Below are 19,500 nucleotides of genomic sequence, written 5' to 3' on the forward strand. Positions count from 1 at the left end.
CTCCTTCGTTATCCCTGCTCAGTACAACAGCCGGATGATTTCGTTATTCGTAACAAGGGTCAGCGGCTGCGCCAAGAGTCGGCCCGTCGTCAGGCTGTGCTCAAACATAACCAGCATGGAGACGCCGCTCAGCTTCTCCTCCGGCAAATACCGCAGCATCGGGACCGTCGACTGTAAAAATACGTCGCCAAGGGCAATCGACTGTCCGGCTTCATCCGTGATGGCATACTGACCTTCGTCGTTCCGGCTGATCCGGGAAACATGTAGCAGCATCACGGGATGGCTGTCAGCCAGCGAATTTTTCAGCTGGTTCTTCACCTTTTTAACTGCGTCAGCATAAGAGTTCGCCGCATATTCGTGAATCCAAACGAAATCCTCCGCTGTCAACGGAATTGAAGCCATCTCTTCAAAGCGGACTCGTCGGTTCATATCCCCCGGATAACGATAAAGCACTGGGACTCGGGCTTTTTTGAAAAAGCTGTCTTCCTCACGCATCAGCTTGGCGGCCTTATAGGGACGGTACTGAATCGTTCGGTGAATTTCGCCGCTGTCCTTCTGAATCCAGTATCCGATATCCACATGCTCCAGCCGTGCATCGTCGGCATAACTCAGAAAGGAAAGCTGTATCAACTCCGCCTCTTCACTTACGAGTCCGAAGCTTTGCAGCTCCGTCAGCTGCCAGGCGTGCCCCAGCCATTCCTCAATCGTCGACTCATGGTCCAGCGCCATATCCGGATCCTCAAGCTTCGAAGTCAGGTATTGTCTGCCTTTTTTTATGATTGCGTTCATAACAGCAAGCTGCTCCACCGCATATGTATAAGCTTTCTCCTGGTCTTTGTCTGACAGCACCAACGCCAGGCGGCGAAGTTCCGACTGAGCACCCGATAAATAATAGTTGCCCATCTGCTTTACATGTTCCTGGATCAGCTTTTGTTCCTTTTTATCCAATGTTCCTAATCCGTTCCGGATCAACGAGTGGATCAGCCTCTCTAATACGTCCAGACCTTCCAGCTGCGCATTGATTTTCTTTTTTAATGCCGATTTGTTGACCTTCTTCGGTTTGGGCGCTGCCCCTTCGGTTGTTTCTTTGAGCTTACGCTCTTCCCGCTTCTCCGCTTTCTCCCGTTTGGCGGCCAAATCCCCCGGCACCTCGGCGGGTGTAAACGATGCTCCGCCTGCATACGCATAGAGCAGACCAAGCACATGCTTGCACGGAAACTGCCGACTCGGGCAAGTACACCGCATAACCGGCTTCTCCGGTACCGCAAAATCGGCGGACGGCTGGTAATTGGAACTTCCGCTGCCAGCACATGTGCCGAAAAGTACGGCATGATCCACCGAATGATGGAGCTGCAGAAACCGTCCTTTTTTGACAAGACCCTGCCCATTCTTTATGGCCGCGCTATTCGGTGCTTGCGAATCGATCCATGACTCTGTAATCTCAACCAAACTCATACCCTCCTAAATCAAGTCGCTGCCGGTCATGCACAGCAAAATTATCCATTAACTTAATCATATCGAATCCGCGCCAGACTCCCTACCCTTCTTAAGACCTATTTAAGAACACTCATTCTTATTTATTCAACCATCCTAATCCTTTATTGGGTAATAAAGGAAACTGCATTGAGCGGAAGTTTTTCTTGCGAGATAAGGATGCTAAGCCTTGGAAGTTTATACTTTCTTATCTCTAAAAAAAGAGCCGGCATAACCGGCTCTTCAGAAATCGATACCATCATTAATCTTTTCTTACTTGATACCGCCCTGTTCTAACCTCGAGAATATATTCTTCAGGGAAAGGCATGCCGGATTCCAGGGCATCCTGTACGGCTTGTTCAATAGGGTAAGGCACGCGAATAAATTGAATGTTGAGAGGAGCCGGATCTTCGCTGTCATAGATTCCATCCAAAATGACATAGGAGGCCTCAGGCATTTCAAGGGGATTGCCAACGCTGCCGGTATTAAATAGCGTTCTCCCGTCCAGATGCTGGTGATATGCATTATGAATATCCCCGTAACCAGCAACGTCCGCGATTCTCGGATCCCCGCCCAGCGGGGAACTGTGAAACAAAGTTTCAAGCTTCTCCTGGCCATCCCATGGTTGTATTCGCTCGTACACGCTGCGGGGCGATGCATGAAACAACCGGATCCATTTACCGCTCATCATGAACTCAAGGATATACGGAAGATCGGCAAGATATTGAAGCCTCTCGCTTCCGAGTCTATGCTGATGCCATAGGAGGACCGGATCATCGGTTTCCTTACCTATAAAGTCGTCCCAATTCCCCTTGATGACATGCTGGCAATGGGTTCTCACCATATCAACCGCGATATCTCCGTGCGGGCCCTTGCCAATCAAGTCGCCCAGGCAGTAGATGGTTTCGATTCTGCGCTGTCTGATATCCTTCAGAACGGCTTCCAGCGCAGGGATGTTTCCGTGAATGTCGGAGATCAATGCAATTTGCGTCAATGAACCCGCCTCCAAGCTTCGTTTATTTCGAATTGCTGTGGTTATGGCTAAGTGAATCCCTTAATTCATCATAAGCGTCTCGAAGCCAGGGATGGACTACCTTCAGCAATTCACGTCGATTCCATAAGTATTGAATATATTCGAATGCCGCATGATCCAGCGAGATTTGCAGCTGGTCCGTAACCTCCTCTGAATACGGGGGGATTCCCGTTTGATCCCATTCCAATTTGTCAGCGACGAACAGTACCTTGTCTAGCAAAGAAGCCTTGGATCTCAACGTCGTATGGCAACCAACAGCGTTCAATATTTCCGGTTCTGTAATCTTGAACAAATCCTCAGCCATATATGCCGATATTTTCTGATGGACGATCATGGGAAATAACTCTTCTTCGGGCAATACTTCCAAACCGATCTCACGGGATACTTGAATGCGGACATGATTCGGAAAAACGGCACTAATATCATGCAGATACCCGGCATATTCAGCAGCGTTCGGATCGGCACCATAGAGAATTGCAATTCTGCGGGCTTCCTCCCCCACTTTAAGCACATGCTCTGCTGTTTTTAGACATTGGTGTTTCTGCAGAAAGCGGACCACGTCATTTCTAAGATTTCCGGTGAGATCGTGTCCCCCAAGCTCACGGTAGGAGCTGATCATCAAGCGATGCTTACGCGGGTCATTCACTCTTTTCACCTCACCCAATTCCTTGAATTTACCAATCTAGCACTTCATTTTCCATACAATATTAACTTATACTGAGAATAGTTTGAAGCTATTATACAAGAAAGTCAAAGAAAGGAGGTCATCCGATTCTACGCATCATCGACCAAACCCATTCGTGCAGATGATGCGGGATATCAACGTTGAGTAAGACATAACGAACCTATTGGAAGGAGGAAGCAATGATATATTAGGAAAGACTTGATCGATCCGTGATATGGCCCCCGGTTTGTCCATTTATTATTCCTTAATATGGAATGTTTCGATTTTTAGTCTAATGTTTATTAACGTAATCATATATTTTACTCACGCGAGCTTGGTAACTGAATAAGATTTAAGCATCACCGACTTCACCACGTTAGGAGGCTGACGATAGTGAATACACGCAGGATGGTTAGCTTGGGGTTACTGATTCTTGTTATGATCATCAGTGGTTGCACGGGAAATGCTTCCACCGAAAAAACGAAAACGCTTACACTCTGGTACTGGAACCGAAGCCTGGACGATGAGCTGATTAAGTCTGTTGAAAAGGAATTCCCGGGGATTCGAATCGATGCGCAAAAAATCGGTGGCGACTTCAAATCGAAGCTAAAGACAACGCTGGCGGCCGGTTCCGGAGGACCGGACATCGTCGCTTTTAACGACTGGGTGGCAGAGCTGTTTACGAGCTCGGACCGTTTCTACGATCTGTATGAGCTGGGCGCCAAGGATATTGAGCCGGATTTCCTGGATTGGAAATGGAAGCTTGGCGTTACCCCGGAAGGCACCATGATTGCCCTTCCGATCGATACGGGGCCAACGGCCCTATATTACAGGGCCGATTTGTTCGGGGAAGCCGGGCTGCCAACCGAACCGGAAGAGGTCCACGCGCAGCTTGGCACGTGGGATCAATACTTCGAAGCCGGGCAGAAGCTGCAGGAGCATTTTGATCAAAAAGTGAAAATGCTCGACAACATCACCAACATTTACACGCAAATGAATGCTCAGTCTGAACGCATATATTTTGCCGAGGACAATACGTTTATCGGCGAAACTCCCGAGTCCTCCATGAAAACGGCGTGGGATACGGCGGTGAAGGCTTCCCAGATGAAGCTAAGCGCCAACGCCAATACGTCCTCCTCCGAATGGAATGCCGCCATGAACAATGGACGGGTCGCTTCCTTTGTCGGTGCGGTGTGGATGAAGGAAATATTGATGCAGGCGGCGCCGGATACCAGCGGCAAGTGGAGAGTAGCACGCGCCCCTGGCGGGGACGGCAACAATGGCGGCTCCTTCCTGGCCATTATGAAGACGAGTAAATATCCGCAAGAAGCATTTGAAGTGATGAAATATATTCAGAGTCCGGAAAATCAGGTTCAATCCTTTAAGAAGATCAACCTCTTCCCTTCCGCCAAAGACGCGCTGGATGCCCCCGTGATGAAGGAGCCCGAGGAATTTTTCGGGAATCAGGCAACTGGCGAGGTGTTCTCGGAATCTGCGCGTAACGTCAAACCTGCTTATTTCGGTGGTAAATTCGCTAATGTAAACGGCATTGTCAATCGAGAGCTGTCATCCGTTGCGCTCCAGGGCAAAAATCCTGATAAAGCCTGGGCAGACGCGCTGGCCAGAGTCAAAAAAGAACTGCTGCGCTGACCAAGGTTCTTGTTTTGCGAGGTATGGCTTTCCGATTGTTAGGAGTACTTAAATACCAACCGCTACAGGAGGTACAGTACGATGGATAATCCAATGCTGAATCGCACGCCCGTGGAACAGAAGCCTGTTCCTAAACATCCGAAATCTCAAGACCGACTGTCTGCACAGATATGGAAACACCGCAAAGAATATTTGGCGATCTCCCCATTTTACATTCTATTTGCCATATTCGGCCTTTTCCCGATTGCCTTCTCGATGTTCCTATCCTTTCAGAAATGGGACGGCATCGGGGAGATGACCTATAACGGGCTGGGCAACTACCAATTCATGCTCACCGATCCGGAATTCTGGAGAGCCGTCGGCAACACGCTGCTCATCTGGATTTACTCCACGATACCGATGCTGTTTATCGCGCTGGTCGTTGCCTTCCTGCTTAATGCATCATTTGTCCGGTTCCGCACGTTCTTCCGGATCGGCTATTTCCTGCCGAACGTCACCTCACTCGTGGCGGTTGCCATCGTTTTCGGCACCGTATTCTCGAACAATTACGGCCTTCTCAACTATATGCTGTCCCTGCTCGGCCTGAACTCCATCGAGTGGTTGAATAAGACATGGGGCATACAGCTCGCCATTTCGGTCATGGTCATATGGAGATGGGCAGGGTATAACGCCATTATCTATCTTGCCGGGCTTCAGAGCATCCCGACCGTCCTGTACGAAGCAGCCAAGATCGACGGAGCCTCCGGCATTCAATCCTTTTTCAAAATCACCATTCCCAATCTTAGGCCCATCATTCTCTTCACGGTCATTACCTCGACCATCGGCGGCATGCAGATCTTCACCGAACCGCAGGTGCTTGTTGGCAATGATGGTGGCGTCAGCGGCGGCGGTATGACCATCGTCCTCTACCTGTACCGTGAAGCCTTCGTGAATAACTATTTCGGATATGGCGCTGCCGTCGGCTGGGGAATGTTCCTGCTCATAGCGATCTTTTCCATCGTGAACTGGAAAATGGTGCAGGGCAGTCCGTCCAATGACTGAAATGGGGGTGAATCGTATGTTCAAATGGAAATCCATATTCCTTCACATCGGGTTAATCGCCGGACTGCTGCTGTCGATTTTCCCCTTCTATTGGCTGCTTGTCATGGCAACCCGAACCACTTCGGATATTTACAGCTTTCCTCCGAAACTATGGTTCGGTCCTCACTTGCTTGATAACGTGTCGAGGGTGCTGAGCAGCATTGATTTCTTCGGCGCCTTCTGGAATACTCTGTTCGTGGCTTCCGCTTGTACGCTGTTAGTCTTATTCTTTGATTCCCTGGCCGGATTCACGTTCGCCAAATTCCATTTCCCGGGCAAAAAATGGCTGTTTGTGCTGCTGCTGGCTACCATGATGGCGCCGGCCCAGCTGTCCCTGGTACCCTCCTTTGTCATTATGGCAGAGTTCGGATGGGTAGGAACTTATAAGGCGCTGATCATTCCCGGAATGGTAAACGCCTTCGGGATCTTCTGGATCAGGCAATATGCACAGGAGTCGGTGCCCTCGGAGCTGCTGGATGCAGGCAAAATCGACGGCTGCGGATTCTTCCGCCTCTACTGGAATATATCGCTGCCGATTCTGCGTCCCGCCCTATCGTTCCTGGCTGCCTTCACGTTCATCGGCGTATGGAATGACTACCTGTGGCCGCTAATTATTCTAAATGATGAGAACAAATTCACCCTGCAGGTTGCGCTTTCCTCATTGAACGGAATATACACGACCGACTATTCGATGGTCATTGCCGGTACGCTGCTCGCCGTCATTCCGCTGATCGTTTTGTTCCTGTTCATCAGCAAGCAATTCATTTCCGATATTGCAGCAGGTGCCATTAAGAGTTAACGGCAAAAGGGTATCCCAAAAGATCTTAGATCTATTGGGATACCCTCTTATTTGTTAAAAGCAGCCTTTTCTTTTATTTTACCCCAGATCATACCGCCATACCGAAACCATTACGGCACCATCGCCAGCTTCTCATGGTCCGGAGTTTCACTCTCCTCTTCTGAACCAACGACCGTCTCCCGCTTTAACTCCGCTGTTTCATCCAACTTTTTGCGCCCCATTACCGTTGCTGCCGCAAGCGCTAACGCTGCAGGAACGATAGCCCAAGCAAACGTAGCCGCAATGGAGGAAGCAAGCGAGTCCGAGATCGGCTTGAGCAGCTCGGCCGGAATCAGCGACCTCGTCTCCGGCGCCAATAAGATGTGAGGGTCCTTGAGATCGAATCCTTCAGGCAGCGACTCGGTGTTCATCACGCTCGATCCCGAGGATAAGGAACCGGCAAAGGATCGGCTCTGTATCAACCCGAACACCGTAATCCCAATCGTCATCCCAAGCGACCGCGTAAAGTTAAAGGTAGAACTCGCCATTCCACGCTGCTTATAGGATAAACCATGCATCACGGCAGTACTCAGCACGGAGAACGAGCCGCCGATGCCAAGCCCGATCAGCACCATGTACAGGGTTACGATGAACCTGCTGGATTCCGCCGTTAGTGTCGAAGCAAGCACCATCCCTCCCGTGAACAGGACAAGCGTCGGGATCATGATGTTACGATACGATATTTTACTCATCAGAAAACCGCTCACCGTAGCCGTGATGACCGAACCCACCATCATTGGCAGCAGGACGAGCCCCGAGTTCGTTGCGCTTCCGCCAAGTACGCCTTGAATGAAGATTGGAATATACACGGAAGCCACGATGAAGGATCCTCCGCTGAATAAGCCGCACAGCACACTGGAGGTATAGAGTTTATTCTTGAACAAACGAAACGAAATGATCGGTTCTTCCGCCCTTCTCTCCGCAAGCACGAAGAGGACCAGCATGACAAACGCCGCAGCAAACAACGTCAGGATAATCCAGGAATTCCACGCCAACTGCTTGCCGCCAAGCTCTAAAGCAAACATGAAACAGATCACGCCTGTCAGGAGCGTAGTGGCGCCCATCCAATCAATCGGCTGTTTGGAGCGTTCATGCGATTCTTTATAGAACAGCGTTACCATCATGAAAGCCACGATGCCGATTGGCAAATTAATATAGAATATCCACTGCCATGTAATCTGATCGGTAATATACGCACCTGCGAGCGGTCCGAATATGCTGGATAATCCGAACACGGCTCCGAATAACCCGGTAAGCTTACCCCGCTTTTCGAGGGGAACCGTATCGAACATAATCGCGAATGCAATCGGGATGAGCGCACCGCCACCAATACCTTGCACGGCACGATATAGCGCCAGTTCCGTAATGGAGTTCGCCGTACCGCACATCACGGAACCCAGCATAAATACAATCATCCCGAATACAAAAAACTTTTTGCGCCCATACATGTCGGACAGCTTGCCGAAGATCGGCATTCCCGCAAGCTCAGCGACCATATAAGCGGAGGTCACCCATACAAAATGATCAAGTCCTCCTAGCTCCCCGACGATATTCCCCATAGCGGTCGCTACGATCGTATTGTCCATGGAGGCCATTAATATGCCGAGCAGCAGGCCGGCAAGCACGATGGGTAATTTGTTGGTTGATTGTGTCTTCAAGTTCTCATACACTCCTTCTAAGTAGGTTTCCTTCTTCTTTACTGTCGTCATTGTAATTCAGAAAGTATGACAGGTGACTGTCACACTTTTATCCCCGATTCCTCTTTTTTTCAAAATACATATAAATACAGCCCAGAGACTTTATGCACTCATCCCTGGTAGCGTATAATCGGGATATCCAACTCATGAAGGAGGTTCATGTGGAATGAAGATCAGTGAATTATCGCAAATCAGTCAGGTCAGTGCACGCTCCATCCGGCATTATGAACAAAAAGGCCTGCTTGAAGCCCACAGGCTTGAGAACGATTACCGTCATTTCGACAGATCTGCCATCGAGCGGGTTAAAATGATTCAATTGTATTTGAAGCTGGGATTAACGACGGATCAAATCAGAGCTTTATTCAAAGGGGAAATCTCTTCTCCAGATGATTACGAGTACTGCGAGGAAATGCTGTCCATTTACCAAGAGAAGTTAAGTCATGTGGATGGTCAGATCGCTGCTCTCCATGAGTTGAAAAGGCTGCTTGAGCGGCAAATTTCCCTTACGATGAAGAAAAAGAACCAGGTCCCCGTCTAACGACATACGCGGCCCCGAGCGTCATGATGCTCGGAGCCGTTCTTTTCGATGATGAGATCCGTTATCTGCATACCTCCTTAACGTGTTAAAATAAAGGTGTACATCTGAAATGGAGGAAATCTACATATGGACAATTTCGAGAAAAATTTGGAGAAATACGCGGAGCTGGTCGTTAAGGTAGGCGTAAACATTCAGCCAGGCCAAGTGCTGATCGTCAATGCTCCAATCGAAACCGTAGAGTTGACACGCCGCATCGTGGCCAAGGCATACGATGCAGGTGCCAAATATGTGCAAGTCGACTGGGAAGATGAGAGAATCACCCGCATTCGCTACGAGAAAGCACCCGCTGACTCCTTCGGTTATTATCCGCAGTGGCAGGCCGACGCCATGCAGCAGCTAGCCGAAGGCGGAGGAGCCATTCTGCGCATTAAAGTCCCGGATCCGGAGCTGTTCCGCGGCATTGATTCGACCAAAGTATCTACAGCCGTAAAAGCCGCTGCCGTAGCCAACGAGAAATACCAGGTTTACGTGCGCAACAATAAAATCAGCTGGTCGCTCATTAAAGCCCCTACCCGTGCCTGGGCCGATAAGGTATTCGCGGATCTTCCCGAAGAGGATCGGATTCAAGCCATGTGGGATGCGGTATTCCAGATGAACCGGGTGGGCAGCGAAGATCCGGTTGCCGCTTGGCGGGATCATATAGCTCAGCTGAAACTGCGCCAGAACCACATGAATGCCAAACGCTATAAAGGCTTCCACTATCGTGCGCCTGGAACGGATCTGCGCGTGGACATGCCGGAAGGGTATCTCTGGCTCGGCGGCGGCGACGAGAATGAAGCCGGCGTATATTTCGTGGCGAACATGCCGACCGAAGAAATCTACACGATGCCGCACCGTACAGGCGTGAACGGAACCGTAACGAGTACGCTGCCGCTTAATCTAAACGGCCGCCTGGTGGAGGGCATGAAGCTCACGTTCAAGGACGGCAAGGTTGTCGAGTATGAAGCCGAATCCGGGCGGGAGCATCTCACAACACTGCTGGAAACGGACGAAGGCGCGTCTTATCTGGGAGAAATGGCACTCGTACCGCATGATTCGCCAATTTCCCAGCTGAACCGTGTCTTCTATAACACCGGTATCGATGAGAATGCGTCGTGCCATTTTGCGCTGGGCAGCGCCTACCCTGTCAATATCGAGGGCGGTACCAAAATGAGCAAGGAAGAACTTATAGCTCGCGGAGCCAATGTCAGTCTGACGCATGTTGATTTCATGATCGGATCGGCCGAGCTGGACATTGATGGCGTGCTGGCTGACGGCACGATTGAACCTGTATTTCGCGGTGGACGATGGGTTTAACTACACTCTAGATCCGTGTTCAGATTCACAGCTGTATACTTGAAACAAAGCCCTGCGGGAATTCGCGGGGCTTTACTAATATCCGTAACTCTTTGTGCTGATTTAAAAAGAAATAAACGAAGTTGATTTTTTTACTTTACTTATATTGGAAGCGCTTTTATAATTTAATATAACATAAAACATTTCACATAATTATGAATTAATATCGCAAGATGTTGGAGGTGATCCGGGAAAAGATAGGCGCTGCACGGATTAGCAATGCCCATTTCACAATGAAGGGAAGAGAACAATGATGAAACAAAAAGGGAAATGGCTTACCTCGCTTTTGCTTGCCATCAGTTTATGCACAGCAGGCACGCAGTCCGCTTTTGGTGCATTCTGGAACCTGAGCGGCGATATTGTTGTACATGACCCAACCATCATCAAGGAAGGAAACACATGGTACACTTTCTCTACCGGTCAGGGCATCCAACTGCTGAAATCGACCAACGGCACGAACTGGTCCAGATCGAACCAGGTATTTGCTTCCCCGCTGTCCTGGTGGAAAATCTATGTACCAAACCAAAGCACCAACGATCTATGGGCGCCCGATATTGAATATTTCAACGGCCGCTACTGGCTCTATTATTCGATCTCCTCCTTCGGTTCCAACACATCCGCTATCGGCCTGGCTTCCACGACCAGCATCTCCTCCGGCAATTGGCGAGATGACGGTCTCGTCACGCGTACGACCTCCTCCAATAATTACAATGCGATTGATCCGACGCTGACAATCGATAAGGACGGCAATCCGTGGCTGGCCTACGGCTCATTCTGGAGCGGACTCAAGCTGACCAGGCTTGATGCAAATACAATGAAACCGACCGGAAACCTGTATTCCATTGCCTCACGCCCGAACAACAGAGGTGCCGTTGAAGCGCCTACCATCGTTTATAGAAACGGTTACTATTATCTGTTCGCCTCCTTCGATTCCTGCTGCCAAGGGGTCAACAGCACCTACAAAATCGCTTACGGCCGTTCCACCAGCATAACAGGTCCATACGTGGACAAGAACGGTACCAGCATGTTGAATGGCGGCGGCACGATTATGGACAGCGGGAATGCAGTGTGGAAAGGTCCCGGACATCAGGATGTCTATAATAACCTCATTATTAGACATGCGTATGACGCAACCGATAACGGCACGCCGAAGCTGCTCATCAATGATTTGAACTGGGATTTCCAGGGCTGGCCCACTTATTGACTGCTCCATACCCATAATATGAATCTTCCTTAGACATCCACCCGAAAAAGGCTGACACTAAAGCTCCAGCTCTAGTGTCAGCCTCTTATCCGTTCTTATTTCTTACTTCTTCTCCATGATATCCAGCATACGAAGAATCATCATGACGGCTTCCGCCCGGGTCGCGGATTCCCGTGGGGCGAACCGGTTACCTAAGCGCCCATTCACGATGCCAGCCGCGGTGACGGCAGCGATTTCCTTCTCTGCCCAAGCCGGAATGGCTTTCTGATCAAGGAATTCCGTTTCTGCTTCTGGTAAGGAAAGGCCCAAATAACGTGTGATCAGGACCGCCATTTCAGAACGGTTGACAGGTTGATTCGGTCTGAATGTGCCATCTTGATATCCCTTCACAATACCTTCGGATAAAGCCCATTGAATCGCTTTAAGCGCCCAGGTTCCGATGAGGGAACTGTCTTTGAAATTCAGCTTCCCAGCATCCCCTTGTCCATTCAATGCTTTGAACATCATCACCATAAATTCAGCGCGTGTTACTTGCCGGTCCGGCTTAAAGGTATGATCCGGATAGCCGTCAACGATACCGAGCTGAACGGCTTCCTCTATCGCCGACGAAGCCCAATGTCCCGCGATGTCGGTTAACATCACTGGCTTTGGCTCCGGCTTCGGTTCTTCGGTCCCCGGCTTCGCCTTACGATGAATGGTTAACTGGTAAGTTCGGGTCGTTCCGTTCTCAGCCCGAATCACCAGCTTCAACAGGTTATCCCCTTCCTTCAGCTCGATAACCTGATCCTTCTTCAGGGATTCTTCCCCCAGAAGGACTGTTGCCTTGTTATGCGCCGCATCCACACGGAGCTGCACGGATTCGGCTTCCGTCTCAAGTCGGTACTCTGTCGTATTCTCATTAAATGCAGGGGTGAGTTCCGCTGCTTTGCCGCCGATGATCACTTCGAGTCCTTTTAAACGGTTGTCTCCAGATAATACGTGGCCTCCAGAGGATCCCGATCCCGACTCTGATCCCGATGATGGCGGGTTCTCCGTTGAAGGTACCACCGAAGCGTTATAGGTACGGATCGCGGCTTGCAGAGCGCTGATCGCAGCTTGTACTTCCTTGGCTGTTGCCTGATCCTGCTGCGCTATGGCGCTGGCTCTTTCAATGGCAGCACGGAGTGCAGACCTTGCTTCTGCCGGATACTGCCCCGGCGATGTGCCTTCCTTTGTTTCGTCAAGCCTTTGCTGTGCCGATGCGATTAATCCGATTAACTCGCTCTTGTCTACTGCTGCTGCCGGCGTTGTAACCGACTTATGAAGTCCGGCGCTCTCTCCCGCAGCGTTATAGGCTTTCACGGTAAAATGATATCGGGTGTCAGGAACCAAACCGGAAGCGGTATGCGAATACACATCATTTGTCACGGTAACAACCGGTTCACTCTGCCCTTTCAGATATACACGATATCCATCCACGCCATCATCTGCGGTCGCTTCCGGCCAGCTCATGGATACAGCGTCTGATGTGATGTTCGAAAATTCAAGCTCCCCGGCTGTCCACACTGGCGCTCCCGGAATGTCTACGGCTTGAGTGACGACCGTTAATATCTCACTCGGAGCCGATTCCGTGCCTTGCTTGTCCACGGCGGTTACTTTGAATTCATACAGCGTGTCCGGGGTCAGCCCCGTCGCTTCATATACGCTATCCGTGACCGTTGCTACGCGCTTTCCGTCCTGATATACATTATAATTCATCGCTTGTTGGTCTGGACTGCTCACGGGATCCCAACCGATTTGAACCGTTGACGATGTCACATTCAGTGCTTTCAGGTTGGTCGGAGCGTCTGGATTCCCTCCATCTGTCGTGAATGTCCACACATCCGAAAGGGTTCTCCCCCCGAATTTGTCTTGTGCGACGACATACCACGAATAAGTTCCATCGGATTGCAGTCCTGCCCATTGCTGAACAACCTCAGTGCCGCTAGCTACGTTCTGCGGCGTACCGATGGACTCTCCTCTCAGATGATTCACTTGGATCGAATCCGTTGCTACCCGCTTTAATTTCGGTTCAAGATCCAGATTCATCTTGAACTCATCCGAGCCATTCGTATAATAATTGTACTTGTCCAGATAAGGAGAGTACGTATTCACGTAAATCTGATTGCTATCCTTATCAAAATGCAGCAGTCTCAAGTAACCACTCCCGCCATCGGCATGTCCTTGATAGTCTGCCAGCATCTGATATACGGTTCTGTCCGCAGTACCGTCACCATTATCATCCAATTCATTTTTAAGCAGACTGGCTCCCGTGTAATGGCCGCTTAGAACGGCAACCACGTTGGGATTCGGTACGACAACTTCCTTGTACAATTTGTTGCCTATACCGGAACGAGTTCCGTTCGCGAGCATGTAATCGTGGAAATTCAGAAATGCGATACGGTCCGGATATTCTGCGAGAACCTCGTTCATCCACTTTATGTCCTCGTCTTCAACGCCCCATCCCATATACATCATGATAAAGTCGTTGCCTTCAACGGATACAAGGTCATAATGTCCGCGATTGTCCTTGTAGGAACCTCCGTAATATGGCTGATTCTTGTAACGGTTCTCCCCGAAATATTGACTGTAGGTCGTGTAGTCCCAATCGTAGCTTCCCACATCATGATTTCCGGCGAGCACGCCATGCGGCAGATTTGCATCCTCCAGCATCTTCATGTAATCATCGGCACGTTTCCATTGATACTCAGCTGTCGGGTCGTTCACGATATCACCGGTATGGAACAAATATTTGATGTTCATATCATCGATGGAATCGACAATCCAGTTGAATTGCTTCTGCTGAATATGCGGGTACAGCTCCGTTAAGAATTGGGTATCCGATACCCAAACAAAAGTGTAGTCATAATCTCCACGTGAAGGGATTTCATCCTGTACAATGACATCCACTTTGCTGTTTTGTACGTAGTCTGCTGCCGACAGTTCGCCTCGAAGGGTAAAATCATCTTTAGACTGCGCAATATGTTTGGTGATCTCCATCCACTTATTCAGGTTGTGGTTCCACGCATACATCGTGACCTTGCGGCCCGACACCGTATGTCCTTCCCAAGTAACTTCAACGCGGTCACCCGGCTCCACGGCATGCTCCAGCTCTACCTCAAACCGGATATACGGGAACTGGGACGTGGAATCCACCGTGACATATTGATCGTTGGATTCAGCTACCAGCTTCAATTCCTCTTCGGTCAGCGCGGTTTCGCCAGCCGGGAACCTATCCTTAGGAGGCTCTTCATCCGAGGCGTACTTGGATAACTTTACCCGATCGCCACTTAATGCATGATACGGATATGCCTGGTGGAAGGAGACCTCAAGCTCGTCATCCGATGGATCGCTGACTTGAACCTTAAGCTCCGGCGATAACCCGGTTCCGCTCTCCATATCTGCTGGTGAGACCAATTCGGGTGCATTCGGATGCTCCGGTGCGGTGTTAAACGTTACCGTACGTTCCGAGATGTTGCCAATCTTATCCACTGCCCGAATGTCCAGCTTATGGACGCCTGGTTCAAGCTCGGACGATGAAGTATCGTATGGCACCTGGATGGCTCGACCATCTAGCAGTACCTCCACCTGTTCAACGCCGGATACGCTATCCTGTGCAGTCACATCAATGGGAATGCTTCCCTTATAGCTCTTGCCCTCTTCAACAGTCACGTTAATTTCGGGTCCATTGTTATCTACCTGAATGTTGGCCATTGCTTCAGACTTACCCTTTACATGCAAATCAACCTTGTGCTGCCCGTCTGTAACCGTCGTGGTATCCCATGCGTAAGAGAGGGCTTTTACCTTATCGGCAGAAATATCAAATTGAAACGTTACAAATGGCAGAAACCGTCCATCGTCCCCTAGGTCATGAATAAGCGCAGGATCGCTAAATTGCGGATCCCGGATTTCTGTTCCGTCTCCTAACAACAGCCGTACGTTGCGGACATTAAAATCATCCATATTCCCCGTCGGCTTGTCATCCTCGAAATAGGTCTTCTCATTATCGCCGGCCCGCAGGGTAATTTCGTTTGTGCCGCTTGTCAGCCATTGCGGTTCGACGGGGACAACGATGGTTTGATAACCGTCAATATTCGGCTCGGTCTTGAACAGAACGTTCTTGCCTACGGTCACCGTGTTGATCCCATCGTCAATACCATCGCCTTCAAAAACAAAATAAGCGGAATGCTCCATAACGGCTGAACCTTGAACCGGCTGCCCGTCGATATGAAGCTCGAGATCCGCAGGCTCTGCCCCGTCTGCCGCACCCCGAATATACGTTTTCCCGGTGACGGTCTGTTGATCGTCAACATTCAGGCTGGCGCTGGCCCCGTTCCCCGTGAGGTCGACTTCATATTTAGGACTCTCTACTTTCTTAAAGGTATTGGATACCGTGAAAAAGTACTCCAGCTTGTTGTGTCCCAGCAGCTCCAGATAAGAAATCGTATGACGAAGGCCTTGCTTCCCGTCCTGAAGCTGTACAACCTTGTAATCGTTCTGTCCATCGACACGATAAGATAGCGCAAGTGAAGTAACCATACGATCATCGTGCGCTTCTGCCGTAATCTCCAGATTTTCGCCCGGCTCCACATTGGTCGTTGTCGTCAGGTTGGTGACCGCCGGTTCCTTGGTCACATCAATATGTACCGGCTCCGCAGGCACCTCGGAATGCTGCAGCGAACCCGGCGTAGCCTTATGCTCCAGCTGGGAGATCCGCTGCATCTTCAGGCTGCCATCTTCGGGATACTTATAGAAAATCCCCTGATCGGCTTTGTTATGAACCTCCCCGTCATTGTAAAATGCGGACACGATCGGACGGCCGGTATTTGTTACAACCACGAGCTCCCGCATGCGTGAATTGGACATGCCGCCTGAGAATATTTTGACAACATCGGTGTTTTCAATCAGATTGGTGCCGTAGTTTTTATTAAAATCAGCAATCGTGGATTTGCTGTTCTGAGCATTAATGATCCAGAACACCAGCGTGCCTCTGGATGGAATCTTCACCTCATCGGGAACATGAGCCCAAAGGGTATCACTCTCCAAGTAACGATAACGAATTTTGTAATGGCTGAAATCGATGTCTTGATCGGTATTGTTATATACTTCAATAAATTCATATCCGTCGGCGGTTCCTACATTCGTGGAATCAGGAACAAGCTCGGTGATCAGGAGTTCAGGCACGTTGGTAGGCGCGGTGGATGACTGGGCTGAAGCCTGTCCTGCGAAACCGGTAAACGAGGCCGACAACACGATACAGAGGATCAAGAAGCAGGATATACATCGATTCAGGACGATCTTAGACAATGGAAAACCTCCTAGAAATGATTTTTTGAACAATCAATTCAGTTTCCCAATTCTCCAGGTCTCCATGGGATCTCCAAATTTTAATTAAAGCGCTTTCAATATCAAATCCCTCACTCTATCAGATTTAGGCTATTCCCTTGAGAGATCCATTTAGCACGTCACCTCCTAAGATCAATAATTGCATATTCCCTTCGTTTTTTAAACCACTTTATGTAAAATATGATAAATGATACGCAAGTCCCGGAAATCAGCTAGCCTTCTAGTAAAATAGGATAATATCCGAACAGACCTTCATCACTATATCTTAAGTAAGCATCCATATCTCAAGATCCACAAACGAAACCGGCATGGCGTTTAAAGATCATTACTTCCGATCTATTCATTTCTTATCCGTTTCATCTTTGAGCAAGCATTGTTCATCATCCTTTCTCATAGGATGCAGTTTGTGCTTATTCTGCACAAAAAAAAAAGGACCCCGCGAATATTATCGCAGGATCCTTATCAGTGGGAAGCGATTTTGTTACTCATTATGCAGCAATTTTCCAATTGCTAGGGTGCCTTACCAGAAAAGAATCGAAGAAACTTCGCTCTCCTTCTCCTTTTACGAGTGTTCATGGCGAATCAACTGCCTTTCGGAATGACATGATGTTCTTCCGTCCGTCGATTGACAATACCACTTCCCACTTGTTCTATATTTACCCGGTTCTCGGGAAGTGAAACACTTTTGACCCGAACTTTCTTTGAATATGGAGATCAGCTATGTACCCCTTTATTTGTTTAAATGATTGCGGCTGCTCACACACTCTTCATCGTCTGGGACAGTTGTACCAGCTTGTTCATCGTTTTCCAATTCCGCATCGTCATCGGCACGCCGAGCTTCGACAACTGAACCGCCAGCTTGGAATTCCGAACGCTTTCCTTGAACAGCAAGTAAACCTCTTCACCGATCACCTCGAAGATTTCCTTTTCGTTCACATAAAGCTTTAATTTCTCCACATCTTCAACAGCAGGCGCTTCCGTCAGCATGGCAACATAAAGACTCTCAAACTCCGATGCTGCCTCCGCTTGACGCAGCGTTTCTTCCGAAAATGGACAGTTCCGAACGATCCCCTCGATTTCCTCGGAGGTTCTAAGGATCACCGATATCGGGAAGCCGAACGTTTCAAATATGCCCTGCTCGATTTGAACGCGCAGCGTTTCCTTGGATTCCCCGGATTCAAAGAGCACGTTTCCGCTCTGGATGTAGGTCTGCACGCGAGCTAGTCCCCTAGATTCAAGCATCTTTCTTAAATCGGCCATCTTGATTTTATTGTGTCCGCCTACGTTGATCCCTCTAAGCAACGCAATATAGATTGTCATTAGGGCATCCTTTCCAGAATCAGACCTGCCGTCTTCTCCCCGTTCGCAATGCAATCCGGTATCCCCACTCCATAATAGGAGCATCCCGCCAAAATAACGTTAGGATACTGGTCATCCATTTTCTGTTCTAATGATTCCACGATTTGCCGGTGCTTCAAATGATAATTCGGCATATTGTCATGCCATTTGGTGACTTCACAAGAGATCGGCTCAGCCTTAATGCCAAGGCTTTGGCTGATATCCCCCATCCCGATCTGTTTCAATTCTTGATCGGATAACTGGATCAGCTCCTCATAATGCGGATTGGAGCTCTTGTAGAATAATCGCATCAATAACCGCTTGTTCTCGGAGGTATGCTCCCATTTCCGGCTCGTCCAGGTGCAAGCATCACACTTCAACCGGGTTCCCTTGGCCGTAATGAATCCCGTTCCATCATAGGGAAGCTCTTCGTCTTGAATGTCATAGGCAAGATACACGCTGATGAGCGATTTGGTATACATCTGGTCAAAGTCCTCATTAAGCAGCGGATCTTGCAGCAAATCCTTCGCGGCGGATCCCAGCGTGCTTAAAACAACAAAATCAGCTTCAAGCTTTTCGCCATTTGCCAACGTCACCCCGTAGCCGCTGGCTGCTTTCTCCAGCTTCTCTGCGGCAACGCCTTTGTATATCTTCGCGCCTGCTTGTATCACGGTCCGTTCCAATGCATCAATCAATACGGAGACTCCGTCTTTGAAGGAAAGAAATTTCTTATTGCCCGAGCCAAGGAATTTCTGTTTATTCTCGGCCAAACCGCCCATGATGCTGCCGCACGTATTTTTGTACTCCAGCAAATAGGGAAACGTTGACGCAATTGTCAGGTCATGAAGCTCCCCGGAATAGACGCCCGATATGACCGGAGCGATCTGATTCTGAACGATTTCCTTGCCAAGGAAGGCTTCAAGGAACTCCCCCAAAGAATCGTCCTTGGTATACGTTTCATTCGGCGTGTAATAGTCCTTGAGCGCCTCCACCTTCCCCTCGGCAGACACAAGCTCGCTTTCGGCCAAGGATTTCAGGCTAAGCGGTATGCCGAATACGCTCTCATCCGGGATTCTTTTCAAACCTGCAGTCGTATATATAAAAGAAGTCCCCGTGGCGTTATACACAATCTGGTCTGTTAACTGAAGCTCCTCCAGAAGTGGTGCCACATTCGTTTTCCGGGATACGATCGAATCCGCTCCGGTTTCCATAATAAATTCACCGTT

The 19,500-nt window shown here is 49.4% G+C and carries 13 protein-coding genes; 6 read left to right on the forward strand and 7 right to left on the reverse strand.

Annotated elements, in window-relative coordinates; all coding sequences use genetic code 11:
• Nucleotides 1-18: 18 nt before the first annotated feature.
• The 3 genes from ACPV3A_RS20235 to yqeK form a co-directional block, all read right to left on the reverse strand.
• Nucleotides 19-1,449, reverse strand: a complete 1,431-nt coding sequence (locus ACPV3A_RS20235) for an SWIM zinc finger family protein (RefSeq protein WP_426200818.1) — start codon at nt 1,447-1,449, stop codon at nt 19-21.
• Between the two features lie 286 nt (nt 1,450-1,735).
• Nucleotides 1,736-2,467 carry a metallophosphoesterase family protein gene (locus ACPV3A_RS20240; protein WP_194543332.1) on the reverse strand — a complete coding sequence of 244 codons (732 nt, stop codon included), beginning with the start codon at nt 2,465-2,467 and terminating at the stop codon, nt 1,736-1,738.
• Between the two features lie 22 nt (nt 2,468-2,489).
• The gene (yqeK, locus tag ACPV3A_RS20245; protein ID WP_339296702.1) at nt 2,490-3,125 is read right to left on the reverse strand and encodes a bis(5'-nucleosyl)-tetraphosphatase (symmetrical) YqeK; all 636 of its coding nucleotides are present in this window, start codon (nt 3,123-3,125) and stop codon (nt 2,490-2,492) included.
• A 438-nt stretch (nt 3,126-3,563) separates the two neighbouring features.
• Between yqeK and ACPV3A_RS20250 the strand changes: the two genes are divergently transcribed.
• The 3 genes from ACPV3A_RS20250 (at nt 3,564) to ACPV3A_RS20260 (ending at nt 6,699) form a co-directional block, all read left to right on the forward strand.
• Nucleotides 3,564-4,820 (forward strand): ABC transporter substrate-binding protein, encoded by a 1,257-nt coding sequence (locus tag ACPV3A_RS20250; RefSeq protein ID WP_339218075.1) that lies wholly within the window; start codon nt 3,564-3,566, stop codon nt 4,818-4,820.
• A gap of 81 nt (nt 4,821-4,901) precedes the next feature.
• Nucleotides 4,902-5,861, forward strand: a complete 960-nt coding sequence (locus ACPV3A_RS20255; RefSeq protein WP_071220399.1) for a carbohydrate ABC transporter permease — start codon at nt 4,902-4,904, stop codon at nt 5,859-5,861.
• Nucleotides 5,862-5,877: 16 nt separating this feature from the next.
• Complete coding sequence (locus ACPV3A_RS20260) at nt 5,878-6,699, forward strand: carbohydrate ABC transporter permease (protein WP_113061135.1); 822 nt, start codon at nt 5,878-5,880, stop codon at nt 6,697-6,699.
• Nucleotides 6,700-6,809: 110 nt separating this feature from the next.
• Here ACPV3A_RS20260 and ACPV3A_RS20265 read toward each other — a convergent pair whose 3' ends face one another.
• Nucleotides 6,810-8,396, reverse strand: a complete 1,587-nt coding sequence (locus tag ACPV3A_RS20265) for an MDR family MFS transporter (RefSeq protein WP_220684761.1) — start codon at nt 8,394-8,396, stop codon at nt 6,810-6,812.
• Between the two features lie 205 nt (nt 8,397-8,601).
• On the opposite strand from ACPV3A_RS20265, the gene ACPV3A_RS20270 reads away from it, so the two are divergent.
• From ACPV3A_RS20270 to ACPV3A_RS20280, 3 genes are all read left to right on the forward strand, one after another.
• Nucleotides 8,602-8,973 carry a MerR family transcriptional regulator gene (locus ACPV3A_RS20270; protein WP_194543336.1) on the forward strand — a complete coding sequence of 124 codons (372 nt, stop codon included), beginning with the start codon at nt 8,602-8,604 and terminating at the stop codon, nt 8,971-8,973.
• A gap of 126 nt (nt 8,974-9,099) precedes the next feature.
• Nucleotides 9,100-10,329, forward strand: coding sequence for an aminopeptidase (locus tag ACPV3A_RS20275; protein WP_339218077.1), 1,230 nt, complete (start codon nt 9,100-9,102; stop codon nt 10,327-10,329).
• A gap of 292 nt (nt 10,330-10,621) precedes the next feature.
• Nucleotides 10,622-11,572, forward strand: coding sequence for a glycoside hydrolase family 43 protein (locus ACPV3A_RS20280; protein WP_426200898.1), 951 nt, complete (start codon nt 10,622-10,624; stop codon nt 11,570-11,572).
• Between the two features lie 102 nt (nt 11,573-11,674).
• On the opposite strand, the gene ACPV3A_RS20285 is transcribed toward ACPV3A_RS20280, so the two are convergent.
• The 3 genes from ACPV3A_RS20285 to hemG all read right to left on the reverse strand — a co-directional run.
• Nucleotides 11,675-16,897, reverse strand: coding sequence for an S-layer homology domain-containing protein (locus tag ACPV3A_RS20285; RefSeq protein WP_426200822.1), 5,223 nt, complete (start codon nt 16,895-16,897; stop codon nt 11,675-11,677).
• 795 nt (nt 16,898-17,692) lie between these two features.
• The gene (locus ACPV3A_RS20290) at nt 17,693-18,256 is read right to left on the reverse strand and encodes a DUF1697 domain-containing protein (protein WP_194543340.1); all 564 of its coding nucleotides are present in this window, start codon (nt 18,254-18,256) and stop codon (nt 17,693-17,695) included.
• A partial coding sequence (gene hemG, locus ACPV3A_RS20295) for a protoporphyrinogen oxidase (RefSeq protein WP_426200824.1) occupies nt 18,256-19,500 on the reverse strand: 1,245 nt, incomplete at its 5' end. The genes hemG and ACPV3A_RS20290, both read right to left, overlap by 1 nt.

Origin of the sequence: Paenibacillus sp. Dod16, assembly GCF_049893405.1 — a bacterium.
Classification (GTDB): Bacteria; Bacillota; Bacilli; order Paenibacillales; family Paenibacillaceae; genus Paenibacillus_AQ.